A 15,886-nucleotide genomic window follows, 5' to 3' on the forward strand; every position below is an offset into this window, starting at 1 on the left:
GCCCCGTCACGCCGGACGGACGACGATGGTCGCTCCCTCCCGTCGCAGGAATTCAATCATGCAGGTTACTTCGTCGTCTACGTCCACCTCATCCCCGGTCCGTTTGTCTGCTGCGTTCCAGCGGCTCGCATGGTCGAATCTGGCCGCCCAATCCGCTGAGCAGATCAGCCTCGCCGCCGCGCCGCTCGTCGCCGTATTCGCGCTCGGCGCCGATGCGCGCGACACCGGCCTTTTGCAAACCGCGCAAACCCTGCCGTTCCTGTTGCTCTCTTTGCCGCTCGGCGTATGGGCCGACCGCCGCTCGCGCCGCACGCTGATGACGCTCGCCGAAAGCGTGCGCGTATTCGCGATGCTGTGCGTGCTGCTGTTGGTGATCGCCCATGCGCTGACTCTGCCGATGCTCGCCGCGCTCGGCTTTATCGCCGCGACCGGCACCGTGGCCTACAACGTCGCGGCGCCTTCGCTGGTGCCTTCCATCGTGCCGCGCGAAGCCTTCGCGGTCGCGAATGGCCGGCTCGAACTGGCGCGCAGTGTCGCGTATTCGGCGGGGCCGGCGCTCGGTGGCTTGCTGGTCGGCTGGATTGGCGCGGGTTGGGCGTATGGCTGCGCAGCGGCGCTGTCGGCGCTGGCCGTCGGGTTGCTGGCGGGGCTGCATGAACCGTCGCGTGCGCTCGCGCCACGGCGTCATTTCATGCTCGAACTGCGCGACGGTACGCGCTTCGTGTGGCGCGACGCGCTGCTGCGGCCGATGCTCGCAACGGCGGTGTTCTTCAACCTCGGCTTCTTCATCCTGCAAGCGGTGTATGTGCCGTACGCAGTACATCGGCTGGGGCTGTCCGCGTCGGCGGTGGGCGTGACGCTCGGTGCTTATGGCGTCGGCATGGTGTGCGGTGCGCTGGCCGCGCCCGCGATCGCGCGGCGGCTGGCATTTGGCCGCATGCTGATCATCGGGCCGTCGTGTGGCTTGCTGGCGTCGCTCGTGATGGTGGCAACGCTCGTCGCGCCGTCGTTCTGGCTCGCAACCGCGAGTTTCTTCCTGCTCGGCGTGGGTCCGATCCTGTGGGTGGTCGGCTCGACCACGCTGCGTCAGGCGATCACCCCCGAACGGATGATGGGCCGCGTGTCGGCGCTGATCAGCACCGCCACCTACGGCGCGCGGCCGGTAGGCGCGTTGCTCGGCGCGGCGATCAGCGCACGCTGGAGTGTCGATGCCTGTCTGGTCGCGGCAGCGGTGGCCTTCCTCGTGCAGGCGCTGATCATTTTCACGTCACCGGCGGCACGGCTTCAACGTATTCCCGAACCCGGCGCCGCCGCAGCCTGCTGAAAATGGATTTTCAGGCGGCCTGGCGCAGCCAGCATCACGCCGCTTGCCGCCAGGTGAAAACCCTTGGAAATGAAAATGTATTTTTATCTAGCGAATTTTTATGTAAATATAATTTCATTCCATTCGACCACCGCTACGGCTCTGCCGCGCTCGCATGAACCATCATTCGTCTGCTGCTTCCAGTCCCGCCGAACAGGCCATCGCCGCGCACATCGCGAAGGCGATGCCGACGCTGACGCCGATCCATCGGCGCATGGGCGAGTACGTGCTGGCCAATCTGTTCCGTGCGGCGACCATGCGGATCGACGAACTGGCGAACGTGGTGGGCGCGTCGGTGGCGACGGCGAATCGCTTTGCGCGGGCGCTTGGTTTCGACGGCTACCCGCAGTTTCGCGAGGCGCTGGTGCGCGGTTTCGAGGCGACGCTCGCGCCAGTCGAGCGCTTGCGCAGTGCGCAGGAGTCGCTCGCCCCCGGCGACGATCTGGTCGACGCATCGCTGGAACAGGCGGCCAGCAATCTGAACGCGACGCGCACGGCGATCGACCGCGCCGCTGCCGATGCCGCCGTTGAAGCCATCATCGCGGCGCGTCGCGTGTTCGTGCTCGGCTATGGCGCGAGCGCGTTTCTCGCCGGTCTGATGGAGCATGGGTTGACGCCGTATCACGACAACGTGCAGTCGCTTGCGTTGATGGGTGGCCCGACTCACGCGGCGCGCCGTCTGTTTGCGTCGAACGAAGGCGATCTGGTGATCGGCATCGCGTTCCCGCGTTATGTCGAAGACACGATCGAACTCGCGCGTCGCGCAGCAAGCCGGGGCGCGCGCGTGATGGCGCTCACCGACGGCCCGCATTCACCGCTCGCTCAATTCGCGAGCCTCTCGCTGCATATCCGGGCGGACCGGCGGCTCGCAGCGAACGCGGATTCCGCCGTGCTGGCCGTGATCGAAGCGTTGTGCGATGCGGTTGCGTATCGCACGAAACGCTCGGTGAAAGCGGCCGCCGAGGTCAGCGAATTCGTGCTGCCGTGGCTATTCGATCCGCAAACTGGCTCAGCCGATGCGCTCGACAAGCCGACGGCCGCCGCGACAAAAACTACTCCCCGTAAAACTCGCACGACACAAAAGAAATAATGAATTCCAACGCAGTCATTGCCATCCATGGCGGCGCAGGCACGATCCTGCGCTCGTCGATGTCGGCTAGCGCCGAAGCCGACTATCACGCAGCGTTGCAGGCGGTGCTGAGCGCCGCTCAACGCGTGCTCGCCGAAGGCGGCAGCGCACTCGACGCGGTCAGCGTCGCGGTTCGTCTTCTCGAAGACTGTCCGCTGTTCAACGCGGGACACGGCGCGGTGTACACGGCAGCGGGCACGCACGAACTCGACGCGGCGATCATGGACGGCAGCACGCTCGATGCCGGCGCGGTCTGCTGCGTCACCCGCGTGCGCAATCCGATTCTCGCGGCGCGCAGCGTGCTCGAAAAGAGCGAGCATGTGCTGTTCACCGGCGAAGGCGCGGAAGCGTTCGCCGCCGCACAAGGACTCGAATTCGTCGATCCCGCTTATTTCGATACCGAAGCGCGCCATCGTCAGTGGATGCTGGCGCGCGGTCAGCAACGCGCGATGCTCGATCATGATGGCGCGACGCTCGCGTCCGACGCATCGTTGAAAAGCGCCGAACCCACGCCGCACGAGCCGATCGATCCGAACCGCAAGTTCGGCACGGTAGGCGCAGTTGCGCTCGACATCCACGGTCACCTGGCGGCGGCGACGTCGACCGGCGGCGTGACCAACAAACAGGTCGGCCGGGTCGGCGATACACCGCTGATCGGCGCAGGCTGCTACGCGGACGACGCCACCTGCGCCGTCTCGACGACCGGCTCCGGCGAAATGTTCATGCGCATGGTCGCCGCGTACGACGTCGCCGCGCAAATGGCGTATCGCCAGGTGTCGTTGCAGGAGGCGGCGCACGACGTGGTGATGAACCGCCTGCCAAAGATCAACGGACGCGGCGGTCTGATCGCCGTCGACGCGCACGGCAACGTCACGTTGCCGTTCAACACCGAAGGCATGTATCGCGGCTTCGCGCGGCTCAGCGAAGCGCCCGAGACGGCGATCTATCGCTAAACCGCCTGACTGCATTCCGATCGAACCTCGCCCGAATGAATCATCGCGTGAGCTCACGCTAGCCGCGTCCGTATTCCAAGGAACCACCGTGCCTAATTCATCGCACACCAGCCATTCGCTTATCGACACCCTGCCGCCGCAACGCGTGCTCGCGGTCGACGATCTGTCGGTCGCGTTTCGCGGCGGCGACGCGACCTTCAACGCGGTGCGCAATCTGTCGCTGACGGTCGAGCGCGGCGAGACGCTGGCGATCGTCGGCGAATCGGGTTCGGGCAAATCGGTGACTTCGCTCGCGTTGATGCGGCTGATCGAGCAGGGCGGTGGGCGCCTTGCCGGCGGCAGCGTCATGTTCCGGCGCCGCGACGGCAACGTGCTCGATCTCGCGAAAGCGTCGAACGGCACGATGCGCTCGATTCGCGGCGCCGACATCGCGATGATCTTCCAGGAGCCGATGACGTCGCTCAATCCGGTCTTCACGGTTGGCGATCAGATCAGCGAGGCGATCGCGCTGCATCAGGGCAAGAGCCGCAGCGCCGCGCATGCGGAAACGCTGCGTCTGCTGGAACTCGTGCGGATTCCCGAAGCGCGGCGGGTGGCGGCGCGCTTTCCGCATCAACTGTCGGGTGGCATGCGGCAACGCGTGATGATCGCGATGGCGCTGTCGTGCAAGCCCGCGCTGCTGATTGCCGATGAGCCGACCACCGCGCTCGACGTGACGATCCAGGCGCAGATTCTGCAACTGATTCGCGGCTTGCAGGACGAGATGAACATGGGCGTGATCTTCATCACGCACGACATGGGCGTGGTCGCCGAAGTGGCGGATCGCGTGCTCGTGATGTATCGCGGCGAGAAAGTGGAAGAGGGCGTGTCGGACGCGTTGTTCGCCGCGCCGTCGCATCCTTATACGAAGGCGCTGCTGGCGGCCGTGCCGCGATTGGGCGCGATGCAGGGCACCGATCAACCGGCGCGCTTTCCGATTCTCACCATCGAACAGGCGAGGCTCGGCACCGCAGATCAGGCGTTGCGTGCTGCCGCAGCGGTGGCGAAAGAAGCGCAACCGCTGGTGTTGCACAGCACGCCGCCGATTCTGCGCGTGCGCGATCTGGTCACGCGTTTTCCGGTCAGAAGCGGCATGTTCGGTCGCGTGACGGGCCGCGTGCATGCAGTCGAAAAAGTCAGCTTCGATCTGCGTCCTGGCGAAACGCTTGCGCTGGTTGGCGAGTCGGGGTGCGGTAAGTCGACCACCGGCCGCTCATTGCTGCGTCTGGTTGAAAGTCAGAGCGGTTCGATCGAATTCAACGGCCGCGAAATCAGTTCGCTGACGGGGCCCGCGTTGCAGGCGTTGCGCCGCGATATCCAGTTTATTTTCCAAGACCCGTTCGCGTCGCTGAATCCGCGTCTGACGGTCGGCTTTTCGATCATGGAGCCGTTGCTCGTGCATGGCGTCGCGCAAGGGGAAGAAGCGCAGGCCCGCGTCGAATGGCTGCTCGAAAAGGTCGGCTTGCCGCGCGAAGCGGCGCGTCGTTATCCGCACGAATTCTCCGGCGGTCAGCGGCAGCGGATCGCGATTGCGCGGGCGCTCGCGTTGAACCCGAAAGTCGTGATCGCCGATGAGTCCGTGTCCGCGCTCGATGTTTCCGTGCAGGCGCAGATCGTCAATCTGATGCTCGATCTGCAGCGCGAACTCGGCGTCGCGTATCTGTTCATTTCGCACGATATGGCGGTGGTCGAGCGCGTCAGTCATCGCGTGGCGGTGATGTATCTCGGTCAGATCGTCGAGATCGGGCCGCGGCGCGCAGTGTTCGAAGCGCCGCAGCATCCGTACACGAGGAAGCTGATGGGCGCGGTGCCGGTGGCCGATCCGGCACGCCGTCACGCAAAACGTCAACTCGCCGTCGATGAAATCCCGAGTCCGATCCGCTCGCTGGACGACGAACCGGTCGTCGCGCCGCTCGTCGCGGTGGGACCGGATCACTACGTCGCGCAGCATCGCGTCGGCGGTGCTTACTGAAGCAGACCGACGCATTTGAAGCAACCCGAAGTATCTCGAAGCACCTCGAAGCACCTTGAAGCATCTCGAAGCAAAAACCCAAAGCAAAACGATTTTTTTTCGCAGCCTCTCAACCTGATTTGTTTCGCGGCCTGGAGTCAACCTCATGAACCTGCTGGTCCCGTCTTCTCCGTTTCGTTTGCGCGCGCTGGTTAGCGGCGGCGCGGTAGTGTTCGCGATGCTCGCGGGCAATATGGCGCACGCCGAAACCCAGGCCGTGATGGCCGTCGCGTCGACCTTCACGACGCTCGATCCGTACGATGCGAACGACACGCTGTCGCAAGCCGTGGCAAAGTCGTTCTATCAAGGGCTGTTCGGTTTCGACAAGGACATGAAGCTGGTCAATGTGCTGGCCGACAGCTACGTAGCGAGCCCGGACGCGCGCGTCTATACGTTCAAGCTGCGCCACGGCGTGAAGTTCCAGGACGGCACCGATTTCAACGCAGCCGCCGTGAAAGCAAACTTCGACCGCGTGACCGATCCGGCGAACAAGCTCAAGCGCTACAACATGTTCAGCCGCATCGACAAGACCGAAGTGGTCGATCCGTACACGGTGAAGGTCACGCTGAAGACGCCGTTCTCGGCATTCGTCAACGTGCTCGCGCATCCGTCGGCGGTGATGATTTCACCCGATGCCTTGAAGAAGTACGGCAAGGACATTGCGTTTCATCCGGTCGGCACGGGTCCGTTCGAACTGGTGAAGTGGGATCCGGCGGGCGACCTGACAGTGAAGAAGTTCGCCGGTTACTGGAAGAAGGGCTACCCGAAGATCGACGCGATCGACTGGAAGCCGGTGGTCGACAACAACACGCGCGCCGCGCTGATGAGCACCGGCGAAGCGGACTTCGCATTCCAGGTGCCGTACGAACAGGCCGCGCAATTGCAGGCGAACCCGAAGGTCGATCTGGTCGCCGCGCCGTCGATCGTCCAGCGCTATATCAGCCTGAACGTGAACCAGAAGCCGTTCGACAACCCGAAGGTGCGTGAAGCGCTGAACTACGCGGTGAACAAGGACGCGCTGATCAAGGTTGCGTTCTCCGGTTACGCGACGCCGGCCGAAGGGGTGGTGCCGCAAGGCGTGGACTACGCGACGAAGCTCGGCCCGTGGCCGTACGATCCGGCGAAGGCGCGCGCGTTGCTGAAGGAAGCGGGTTATCCGAACGGTTTCGAAACGACGTTGTGGTCCGGGTATAACTACTCGACCGCGCAAAAGGTGATCCAGTTCGTGCAGCAGCAACTCGCGCAGGTGGGCGTGAAGGCACAGGTCGAAGCGCTCGAAGCGGGTCAGCGCGTCGCCAAGGTGGAGAGCGCGCAGGACCCGGCCAAGGCGCCGGTGCGGATGTACTACATCGGCTGGTCGTCGTCGACGGGTGAGGCCGACTGGGCGATCTCGCCGCTGCTCTCATCCTCAGCGTTTCCGCCGAAGATGGTCAACACCGCGTACTACAGGAACGATACGGTCGACAGCGATCTGAAGCAGGCGCTCGAAACCACCGACCGCACGCAGAAGACCGCGCTCTACGCCGACGCGCAAAAGCGCATCTGGACCGACGCGCCGTGGATCTTCCTCGTGAAGGAGAAGGTCGTGTACGCGCGCAGCAAGCGTCTGTCGGGTGCGTACGTTGCGCCGGACGGCTCGTTCAATTTCGACGAAATCGCAATCAGGTAATGCGTTGCCCCTGCGGCCCGACATGTTGATGAATCAACGTAGCGGGCTGCGCCGCCGCCTCGCCGCCGCACGCGATTCCTCGTTACCCGCATCACTGCAGGATAGGGTTTCATGCTGAACTTCCTCGTCAAACGTCTCTTTGGCCTGCTGCCGACGCTCTTTATCGTCGCCGTGCTGGTGTTCCTGTTCGTGCATCTGTTGCCGGGCGATCCGGCGCGTCTGGCCGCCGGTCCCGAAGCGGACGAAGCAACCGTTGCGCTGGTACGCGCCGATCTCGGTCTCGACAAGCCGATGCCGCAGCAGTTCGTCAACTTCTTCGTGCGTATCGCGCACGGCGATTTCGGTACGTCCACGCGCAGCAAGCGGCCCGTCAGTCAGGAAATCGCCGAACGCTTCATGCCGACGCTGCTGCTCACGCTCACCAGCATGGTGTGGGCCGTGGTGATCGGCATGGCGCTCGGGATCGTCTCGGCGGTATGGCGTAACCGCTGGCCCGACCGGCTCGGCATGACGCTCGCGGTATCGGGCATTTCGTTTCCCGCGTTTGCGCTCGGCATGCTGCTGATGGAGATTTTCTCGGTGAAGCTAGGCTGGCTGCCGATTGTCGGTGACGGTTCGTGGCGCAGTTACGTGCTGCCGTCGCTGACGCTGGGCGCGGCCGTCGCGGCGGTGATGGCGCGCTTCACGCGAGCCTCGTTCGTCGAAGTGATGCATGAAGATTTCGTGCGGACCGCGCGTGCCAAGGGTGTGCCCGAGCGGCTCGTGATCGTCAAACACTGTCTGCGCAACGCGATGATTCCCGTCATCACGATGATGGGTTTGCAGTTCGGCTTTCTGCTGGGCGGCTCGATCGTGGTCGAAGTGGTGTTCAACTGGCCGGGCCTGGGGCGCCTGCTGATCGATGCCGTGGCCATGCGCGACTATCCGGTGATTCAGGCCGAGGTGCTGTTGTTCTCGCTGGAATTCATCATCATCAATCTGATCGTCGACGTGATGTACGCGGTGATCAATCCGACTATCCGTTTCAAGTGAGGCCCGCATGAGCATCTCTGCAACCGAGGCGAATGCGGCGCGCGCCGCTATCGTGGAAAGCGCAATCCGCACCCCGTGGAGCGAGTTCTGGCGCAAATTCCGCAACCAGCACGTGGCGCTCGGCGCCGGCATTTTCGTGCTGCTGCTGATCGTGGTCGCGATTGCCGCGCCGCATATCGTGCCGTACGACCCGGAGAATTTCTTCGACTACGACGCGCTGAACGCTGGGCCCTCCGCTGCACACTGGTTCGGTGTCGATTCGCTGGGGCGCGATATTTTCAGCCGCATTCTCGCGGGCTCGCGCATCTCGCTCGAAGCGGGCTTTTTATCGGTCGCGATCGGCGCGGTGATCGGCACGTTCTTCGGCCTGCTGGCCGGTTACTACGAAGGCTGGTGGGACCGCATCACGATGCGCGTGGCCGACGTGCTGTTCGCGTTTCCCGGCATTCTGCTGGCGATTGGCGTGGTGGCGATTCTTGGCAACGGCATGATCAACGTGATCTGCGCGGTGGCAATTTTCAGCATCCCCGCGTTTGCGCGTCTCGTGCGCGGCAATACGCTGATGCTCAAGCAGCTCACGTATATCGAAGCGGCGCGCAGTATTGGCGCGTCGGACTGGACCATCATCGTGCGACACATTCTGCCGGGGACGATTTCGTCGGTGGTGGTGTACTTCACGATGCGTATCGGCACGTCGATCATCACGGCGGCGAGCCTGTCGTTTCTCGGACTCGGTGCGCAACCGCCCACCCCTGAGTGGGGCGCGATGCTCAACGAAGCCCGCGCCGATATGGTCACTGCGCCGCATATCGCGCTGTTTCCGAGTCTCGCGATTTTCCTGACGGTGCTCGCGTTCAACCTGCTCGGCGACGGCCTGCGCGATGCGCTCGATCCGAAGCTCGACCGGCTATGAGTACTTCACTGAACGCGCGCGAAGCCGCACCGCATATCGGCACGCTGGCGAGTGGACCGCTCGGCACGATTGCCGATGTCGACGGCGTGACTGTCGGTCATTGCACGATTGATCAAGGTGCGCTGCAAACCGGCGTCACGGTGATCCGTCCGCATCGTGACGATCCGTTTGTGCATAAGGTGCCGGCGGCGGTGTCGGTGATCAACGGGTTCGGCAAGAGTATCGGACTCGTGCAGGTCGAAGAACTCGGCACGTTGGAAACGCCGATCGCGTTGACCAATACGTTCGGTGTCGGTGCAATGGCACAGGCGCAGATTCGTGCGGCAATCAGCGCGAATCCGCAGATCGGGCGCGAGTGGTCGACTGTGAACCCGCTGGTGTTCGAATGCAATGATGGGTATCTGAACGATATCCAGGCGCTTGCCGTCACCGAACAGCATTTCGTCGATGCATTCGACGCTGCCAATGCACACGTTGTGAGTGGATCGGTCGGCGCGGGGCGCGGCATGTCGTGCTTCGATCTGAAGGGCGGCATTGGCAATGCGTCGCGCGTGGTTCGTGTGACCGGACGCGACTACACCGTCGGCGCACTCGTGCTGGCGAACTTCGGCCGCTTGCCGATGCTGACGCTCGACGGTGCACCGCTAGGCCGCGTGCTGACCGAACGCGCAGCCAAACAGGCGGCGGCTGCCAGCGAGGCCAGCGCAAAACCCGAGCAAGGCTCGATCATCATGATCGTCGCCACCGACGCGCCGCTCGACTCCCGGCAACTGAAGCGTCTTTCGTTGCGCGCCGCAGCGGGTCTCGCGCGCACCGGCTCGGTCTATGGTCACGGCAGCGGCGATCTCGCGCTGGCGTTTTCAACGGCTTACAGCGTGCCGCACGACGCGGACACGATCACGCTGCCACCGCTCGTCGCCGACGCGCGTCTCGATCCGCTGTTCCGCGCATGCGCGGACAGCGTCGAACAGGCGATTATCGACGCGCTATGGAGCGCCACCCCGGTGACAGGTCGCGACGGGCATCAGCGTCTGTCGTTGCACGACAGCGTCCCTGACCTCGCTCAACTCCTCAAGCTGAAGCCCATTCACTAACGCATGAAAGTCCTCATTTCCGCCGACATCGAAGGCGTGGCCGGTGTATTCCATACTGAGCAAACGCGTGCGGGTAACGGTGAATACGAAGCCGCGCGTCGCTGGATGACGCTCGAAGCCAACGCCGCGATCGAAGGCGCGTTCGCGGGCGGCGCGACGCAAGTGTGGGTCAACGATTCGCACGGCGGCTTTCGCAATCTGCTGCCCGATCTGCTCGATCCGCGCGCGCAGGTCGTGCTCGGCAAACCGCGTACGCTCGGCATGATGGCCGGGCTCGAATATGGCGCGGCGCTGGTTTTCATGATCGGCTATCACGCGATGGCACAAACCCGCGGCATTCTCTCGCACACGATCAACAGCTTCGCGTTCGCGCGAGTCATGTTCAATGGCGTCGAACTGGGTGAGGCGGGTGTGTATGGAGCGCTGGCGGAAGAATATGGTGCACAGGTCGCCCTTTTATCCGGCGACGACGTATTCGCCGAAGAAACCGCACCCCGTTTCCCGCACGCGCGTTTCGTCGTCACGAAAAGCGCAACGGGTCACGCGAGCGGCGTCACGCAATCGCCTGCGAACGCGCGTGAAGCGATCAGAAGCGCCGCTTGCGACGTGGTGCAGCAGTCCATCGCAAAAGCTTATGCGCCGCATGCAACGCGCGCGTCGCAGACCCATCCGGTCGATTGCGAACTGCGCGTGCAGACCAGCGCGCTGGCCGATCTGTTCTGCCAATGGCCGACGCTCACGCGCATCGACGCGGTAACCGTGCGCTTTAACGCCGCCTCCGCCGAACATGCGGTGCGAATGCTGAACTGTCTGTCCGCAATGTCGTTCATGTTGCGTTAGCCCAGCCCTACGCAGTCATTTCACTCTGCTTACGTTTCGCTCATCGGCTGCACATTCGGGCGGCACGTTTTGTGAGGAAGCGTTACGCTCTGGCATTCCGGAGCCATCGTCTTTCTCACTGAATTCTCACCGAGCGGAGTACAGCATGGGTAAGCAGACTATTGCGGATTATCTGGCCAAAACCCTGGCGGCAGCAGACGTCGAACGGATCTGGGGCGTAACGGGCGACAGCCTGAACGGTCTGTCTGACAGCTTGCAGCGGCTCGGTTCGATTCGCTGGATGCACACGCGTCACGAAGAAGTCGCGGCCTTCGCCGCCGGCGCCGACGCTGCTGCGACCGGCAAGCTCGCGGTCTGCGCGGGCAGTTGCGGTCCGGGCAATCTGCATCTGATCAACGGCTTGTATGACTGTCATCGCAACCATCAGCCGGTGCTGGCGATAGCCGCGCATATTCCATCGACGGAAATCGGGCTCGGTTACTTTCAGGAAACGCATCCGCAGGAGTTGTTCAAGGAGTGCAGCCACTACGTCGAACTGGTGACGAACCCGTCGCAGTTTCCGCGTGTATTGGCCCGTGCGATGCGCACCGCGATCGAAGAGCGCGGCGTCGCGGTGATCGTGCTGCCCGGCGACGTCGCACTCGGTGAGGCGCCTGAAGAAACGCCGGCGTGGGCCGGCACGCTGGAGCGCTCGACGGTGGTGCCGTCCGAAGCCGATCTCGACCGTCTTGCCGATCTGTTGAACCAGGCGGGCGGCGTGACGCTGCTCTGCGGCAGCGGCTGCGCAGGCGCGCACGACGAAGTGGTCGCCTTCGCCGATCAACTCGGCGCGCCGACCGTGCACGCGCTGCGCGGCAAGCAATACGTGGAATGGGACAACCCGTTCGACGTCGGCATGACCGGACTGATTGGCTTCAGCTCCGGCTATCACGCGATGATGTCGTGCGACACGCTCGTGATGCTCGGCACCGACTTCCCGTATCGCAACTTCTATCCGTCGCATGGCAACGTGGTGCAGATCGACCGGCGCGGCTCCGCGCTCGGCAAACGCGCGCCGCTGAAACTCGGCCTGGTCGGCGATGTGAAGGCGACCTTGCAGGCACTATTGCCGAAGCTCAAGCGCAAGACCGACCGGCGCTTTCTCGAGAACGCGCGCAAACATTACGCCGACACCCGCAAGGGGCTCGACGATCTCGCGCGGCCGTCCGATCCGGGGCGCGCGATTCATCCGCAATATCTGACCAGCATTATCGACAAGGTAGCCAATGAAGACGCCGTGTTGTGCGCCGACGTCGGCACGCCGACACTGTGGGCCGCGCGTTATCTGACGATGAACGGCAAGCGCAGTCTGCATGGCTCGTTCAATCACGGCTCGATGGCGAATGCGATGCCGCAGGCGCTCGGCGCGCAGGCCGCCGACCCAGGACGCCAGGTGATTTCGCTGTCGGGCGACGGCGGTCTGTCGATGCTGCTCGGCGATCTGCTCAGCGCGCGTCAGCTCGATCTGCCGATCAAGGTGGTCGTGTTCAACAACAGCACGCTCGGTTTCGTCGCAATGGAGATGAAGGCGGGCGGCTATCTGGAAAGCGGTACCGATCTCGCCACCACCGACTTCGCCGCGATTGCGCGCGGCGCCGGGATCTACGGAGTCCGTATCGAGCATTCGGAGAATATTGAAACTGCGTTGCGGGAAGCGTTCGCGCATCCGGGACCGGCGGTGATCGACGTGGTGACCGCGAAGCACGAACTGGCGATGCCGCCGAAAATTCAGTGGGCGCAGGCGAAGGGTTTCAGTCTGTATATGCTGAAGGCCGTGCTGAATGGACGCGGTGACGAGGTGGTCGAACTGGCGACCACCAATCTGCGCTGAGCGTGGTCGAAGCTGAAACGTGCTTCGATTCATGCAGAGGCGCGATGAACTTCGCGCCTCTGCATGACCGGGCGGTGCTCTCTGACTACTGCTGACGGCTCAACTCACGCGCTGCGCGGTCGATCACATCGGCGACCGCGCCCGCGTGCGACACCGGAACGAGATGGCTCGACGCCACCGGGACGATTTTCGCGCCCATCCGCTCGGCCATGAAACGCTGTACCTCGGGCGACACCGCGCGGTCTTTCGTCGTCAGCACGTACCACGAGGGCTTTTCCTTCCAGCCCACCTGGCTCACCGTTTCGCTGAATGCTTTCCCGCTGATCGGCGCTTGAGCCGCGGACAGCACGCGCGTCACGTTCTCGGGCACGTCGGCGGCAAAGTCCGCGTGATAGCGGGTTCGGTCGAGCCACAGGAAGCCGTTGGCGTCCGCAGTGATGGCCTGGCCTGCGGGCATTTGTGCGCCGCGCTTCAGCAGATCGACGGTCGATTCATGCAGGTCCGGCGCAATCGCCGCGACGTAGACCAGGCCCGCGACGTTCGGCGCGTTCGCGCCGACTTCGGTAATCACGACGCCGCCCCACGAATGTCCGACCAGCAACGTCGGCCCATCCTGACGCGCGAGCACACGGCGGGTGGCGGCGACATCGTCGGCGAGTGACGTGAGCGGGTTCTGCACCGAACTCACGTGATAGCCCTTCTGCTGCAAGTGAGCCACCACACCGTTCCAGCTCGATCCGTCGACAAAGGCGCCATGAACCAGCACGATATTGCGCACTGGACCGCTGATCGTCGTGGCGGGTTTGCTGCTAGCGGCGGCAGGGGCAGGCGCGGCAGGGGTCGCCACGGGTTCAGGAGCGGGTGCCGCAGGCGTCACTGCTTCGCTGCCTGACTGGTCTGCCGGTCCCGCGGCAGGAGCTGCGGCGGTCTGGGCGAAGGCATTCACCCCTGCGAAACACAGGGCCCAGACAGCGGCGCAAAGCAGCAGGCGTTTGAGCGACATGTTGATCTCCGAAAGCTGACTTCCCAACTTGGGCAACATACCGAAGCCCCGCACCGGAGACAATCACTATCCTCGCCGTTAAGTGCGGCGCAGAACCAACGCAAACCCGACGCGGGTTGGTCCCAGTATTTGCGAAGATAGCGCTCAAGGTAAAATTTACGGTTTTGCCTGGCCGGGCTATAAGCCTGCCAGGCTGATTGACATCCATACACTGGGGTGCAAGTGAACAGTTCACAGCAGCAAGACGGCCTGAAGCGCGGGCTCAAGAATCGCCATATCCAGCTGATTGCGCTGGGCGGAGCGATCGGCACGGGGCTCTTTCTCGGTTCCGCCAGCGTGTTGCAGGCAGCCGGTCCGTCGATGATTCTCGGCTACGCGATCGGCGGCATCATCGCCTTCATGATCATGCGTCAGCTTGGCGAAATGGTCGCGCAGGAGCCGGTCGCCGGTTCGTTCAGCCATTTCGCGTACAAATACTGGGGCGATTTCCCCGGCTTTCTGTCGGGCTGGAATTACTGGGTGCTGTATGTGCTCGTGAGCATGGCCGAGCTGACCGCGGTCGGCACCTACGTGCATTACTGGTGGCCGGGCGTGCCCACATGGGTATCGGCGCTGGTGTGCTTTGCCGTCATCAACGCGATCAACCTCGCGAACGTCAAGGCCTACGGCGAAACCGAGTTCTGGTTCGCGATCATCAAGGTGGTGGCGGTGATCGGCATGATCGTGTTCGGCGCGTATCTGCTGATCAGCGGTCATGGCGGCCCGCAAGCGTCGATCACCAACCTGTGGAGCCACGGCGGCTTTTTCCCGCACGGCTTTCATGGCCTCTTCATGATGCTGGCGGTGATCATGTTCTCGTTCGGCGGGCTCGAGCTGATCGGCATTACCGCCGCTGAAGCCGCCGATCCGCAGAAGAGCATTCCGAAAGCCGTGAATCAGGTGATCTACCGGATTCTGATTTTCTACATCTGCTCGCTGGCGGTGCTGCTGTCGTTGTATCCGTGGAACGAAGTCGCGGCAGGTGGCAGCCCGTTCGTGATGATCTTCTCGCAGATCGGCTCCACGCTGACCGCGAACGTGCTCAACGTGGTCGTGCTGACTGCGGCGCTGTCGGTCTACAACAGCGGCGTGTATGCGAATAGCCGGATGCTCTACGGCCTCGCGGAGCAAGGCAACGCGCCGCGCGCGCTGATGAAGGTCGACCGGCGCGGCGTGCCGTATATGGCGATCGGTTTGTCGGCACTCGCTACCTTTACCTGCGTGATCGTCAACTACCTGATTCCGGCGGAAGCGCTCGGCTTGCTGATGGCGCTGGTCGTCGCCGCGCTGGTGCTGAACTGGGCACTGATCAGCCTGACCCATCTGAAATCGCGCAAGGCCATGGTCGCGGCGGGTGAGACGCTGGTGTTCAAGTCATTCTGGTTTCCGGTCAGCAACTGGATCTGCCTCGCGTTCATGGCGCTGGTCCTCGTGATTCTCGCGATGACCCCGGGTCTGTCGGTTTCCGTGTGGCTGGTACCGGTATGGCTGCTGGTGATGTGGGCCGGCTATGTGTTCAAGCGCCGCCGCGCCGCTACCCAGCAGCGTGGCGCGGGCGTGGCGGGGCGTTAAACGCCCGCCTTGCCGGATAGCGCGGGTGTGAGCGGTTCCGGGCGTGGTGGCCCGGGACCCGGACGCCGTGCGCCGCACCAACCGCCGGGCGGCTGTACGCCGCTCCGGCCAATTTCACGTTGGGCCGCGCTGGCCGACGTACGCAAACACGCGATCACCCAGATCACCGAACGGCGACGCAATGTCGCCGATCTTCACCACTACGAGCGCTGCATCGCAATGAGCGGCGTGGCATGACTGCCGGAAATCCACCAGAAAATCGCCTCCGCATTTCCCCGATAGGGCGAGTGGATGTGCCCGAGCGCACAGATTGATTTGGTGGAGCCGGTAATCTCAGTCCGAATGTCGGACCAGAACGC

General features: G+C 63.6%; 13 protein-coding genes. 12 read left to right on the forward strand and 1 reads right to left on the reverse strand.

Going from position 1 to position 15,886, the window contains the following annotated elements; all coding sequences use genetic code 11:
* Positions 1–58: 58 nt before the first annotated feature.
* The 11 genes from LMG28727_RS29405 to poxB all read left to right on the forward strand — a co-directional run bounded on the left by LMG28727_RS29405 (position 59) and on the right by poxB (position 12,913).
* On the forward strand, positions 59–1,324 hold the full coding sequence (locus LMG28727_RS29405; RefSeq protein WP_201645845.1) for an MFS transporter: 1,266 nt from the start codon (positions 59–61) through the stop codon (positions 1,322–1,324).
* Between the two features lie 2 nt (positions 1,325–1,326).
* Positions 1,327–1,482: a hypothetical protein gene (locus tag LMG28727_RS29410; protein WP_201645846.1), complete on the forward strand. Its 156-nt coding sequence runs from the start codon at positions 1,327–1,329 to the stop codon at positions 1,480–1,482.
* On the forward strand, positions 1,479–2,453 hold the full coding sequence (locus LMG28727_RS29415) for a MurR/RpiR family transcriptional regulator (protein ID WP_201645847.1): 975 nt from the start codon (positions 1,479–1,481) through the stop codon (positions 2,451–2,453). Before LMG28727_RS29410 ends, LMG28727_RS29415 begins: the two co-directional genes overlap by 4 nt.
* A complete protein-coding gene (locus tag LMG28727_RS29420) occupies positions 2,453–3,445 on the forward strand; it encodes an isoaspartyl peptidase/L-asparaginase family protein (protein WP_201645848.1) in 993 nt (330 codons plus the stop codon). Before LMG28727_RS29415 ends, LMG28727_RS29420 begins: the two co-directional genes overlap by 1 nt.
* Before the next feature lie 88 nt (positions 3,446–3,533).
* Positions 3,534–5,456, forward strand: coding sequence for a dipeptide ABC transporter ATP-binding protein (locus LMG28727_RS29425; protein WP_201645849.1), 1,923 nt, complete (start codon positions 3,534–3,536; stop codon positions 5,454–5,456).
* 145 nt (positions 5,457–5,601) lie between these two features.
* The gene (gene gsiB / locus LMG28727_RS29430) at positions 5,602–7,164 is read left to right on the forward strand and encodes a glutathione ABC transporter substrate-binding protein GsiB (protein WP_201645850.1); all 1,563 of its coding nucleotides are present in this window, start codon (positions 5,602–5,604) and stop codon (positions 7,162–7,164) included.
* A gap of 111 nt (positions 7,165–7,275) precedes the next feature.
* Entirely contained in the window at positions 7,276–8,196 is a 921-nt protein-coding gene (gsiC, locus tag LMG28727_RS29435; RefSeq protein WP_201645851.1) for a glutathione ABC transporter permease GsiC, read from the forward strand.
* Positions 8,197–8,203: 7 nt separating this feature from the next.
* Positions 8,204–9,109: a glutathione ABC transporter permease GsiD gene (gsiD, locus tag LMG28727_RS29440; protein WP_236592462.1), complete on the forward strand. Its 906-nt coding sequence runs from the start codon at positions 8,204–8,206 to the stop codon at positions 9,107–9,109.
* On the forward strand, positions 9,106–10,203 hold the full coding sequence (locus LMG28727_RS29445) for a DmpA family aminopeptidase (protein WP_201645852.1): 1,098 nt from the start codon (positions 9,106–9,108) through the stop codon (positions 10,201–10,203). The genes gsiD and LMG28727_RS29445 overlap by 4 nt, the downstream gene beginning before the upstream one ends.
* A 3-nt stretch (positions 10,204–10,206) precedes the next feature.
* Positions 10,207–11,043, forward strand: a complete 837-nt coding sequence (locus LMG28727_RS29450) for a M55 family metallopeptidase (protein WP_201645853.1) — start codon at positions 10,207–10,209, stop codon at positions 11,041–11,043.
* 145 nt (positions 11,044–11,188) lie between these two features.
* Positions 11,189–12,913 carry a ubiquinone-dependent pyruvate dehydrogenase gene (gene poxB / locus LMG28727_RS29455; protein ID WP_201645854.1) on the forward strand — a complete coding sequence of 575 codons (1,725 nt, stop codon included), beginning with the start codon at positions 11,189–11,191 and terminating at the stop codon, positions 12,911–12,913.
* 85 nt (positions 12,914–12,998) lie between these two features.
* Here poxB and LMG28727_RS29460 read toward each other — a convergent pair whose 3' ends face one another.
* Complete coding sequence (locus LMG28727_RS29460) at positions 12,999–13,916, reverse strand: alpha/beta fold hydrolase (RefSeq protein WP_201645855.1); 918 nt, start codon at positions 13,914–13,916, stop codon at positions 12,999–13,001.
* Between the two features lie 222 nt (positions 13,917–14,138).
* Here LMG28727_RS29460 and LMG28727_RS29465 point away from each other — a divergent pair, with 222 nt between their 5' ends.
* Positions 14,139–15,527 (forward strand): amino acid permease, encoded by a 1,389-nt coding sequence (locus LMG28727_RS29465; protein ID WP_201645856.1) that lies wholly within the window; start codon positions 14,139–14,141, stop codon positions 15,525–15,527.
* The last annotated feature ends 359 nt before the right edge of the window (positions 15,528–15,886 follow it).

The sequence above is a fragment of the Paraburkholderia metrosideri genome (genome assembly GCF_904848625.1).
GTDB classification, from domain to species: Bacteria; Pseudomonadota; Gammaproteobacteria; order Burkholderiales; family Burkholderiaceae; genus Paraburkholderia; species Paraburkholderia metrosideri.

What these genes read in the sequence shown, in the direction of transcription:
- LMG28727_RS29410 (WP_201645846.1), top strand. Translation starts at nt 1,327, where the DNA reads ATGGATTTTCAGGCGGCCTGGCGCAGCCAGCATCACGCCGCTTGCCGC.
- LMG28727_RS29415 (WP_201645847.1), top strand. Translation starts at nt 1,479, where the DNA reads ATGAACCATCATTCGTCTGCTGCTTCCAGTCCCGCCGAACAGGCCATC.
- LMG28727_RS29450 (WP_201645853.1), top strand. Translation starts at nt 10,207, where the DNA reads ATGAAAGTCCTCATTTCCGCCGACATCGAAGGCGTGGCCGGTGTATTC.
- gsiD (WP_236592462.1), top strand. Translation starts at nt 8,204, where the DNA reads ATGAGCATCTCTGCAACCGAGGCGAATGCGGCGCGCGCCGCTATCGTG.
- gsiB (WP_201645850.1), top strand. Translation starts at nt 5,602, where the DNA reads ATGAACCTGCTGGTCCCGTCTTCTCCGTTTCGTTTGCGCGCGCTGGTT.
- gsiC (WP_201645851.1), top strand. Translation starts at nt 7,276, where the DNA reads ATGCTGAACTTCCTCGTCAAACGTCTCTTTGGCCTGCTGCCGACGCTC.
- LMG28727_RS29445 (WP_201645852.1), top strand. Translation starts at nt 9,106, where the DNA reads ATGAGTACTTCACTGAACGCGCGCGAAGCCGCACCGCATATCGGCACG.
- LMG28727_RS29405 (WP_201645845.1), top strand. Translation starts at nt 59, where the DNA reads ATGCAGGTTACTTCGTCGTCTACGTCCACCTCATCCCCGGTCCGTTTG.
- poxB (WP_201645854.1), top strand. Translation starts at nt 11,189, where the DNA reads ATGGGTAAGCAGACTATTGCGGATTATCTGGCCAAAACCCTGGCGGCA.
- LMG28727_RS29460 (WP_201645855.1), bottom strand. Translation starts at nt 13,916, where the DNA reads ATGTCGCTCAAACGCCTGCTGCTTTGCGCCGCTGTCTGGGCCCTGTGT.
- LMG28727_RS29420 (WP_201645848.1), top strand. Translation starts at nt 2,453, where the DNA reads ATGAATTCCAACGCAGTCATTGCCATCCATGGCGGCGCAGGCACGATC.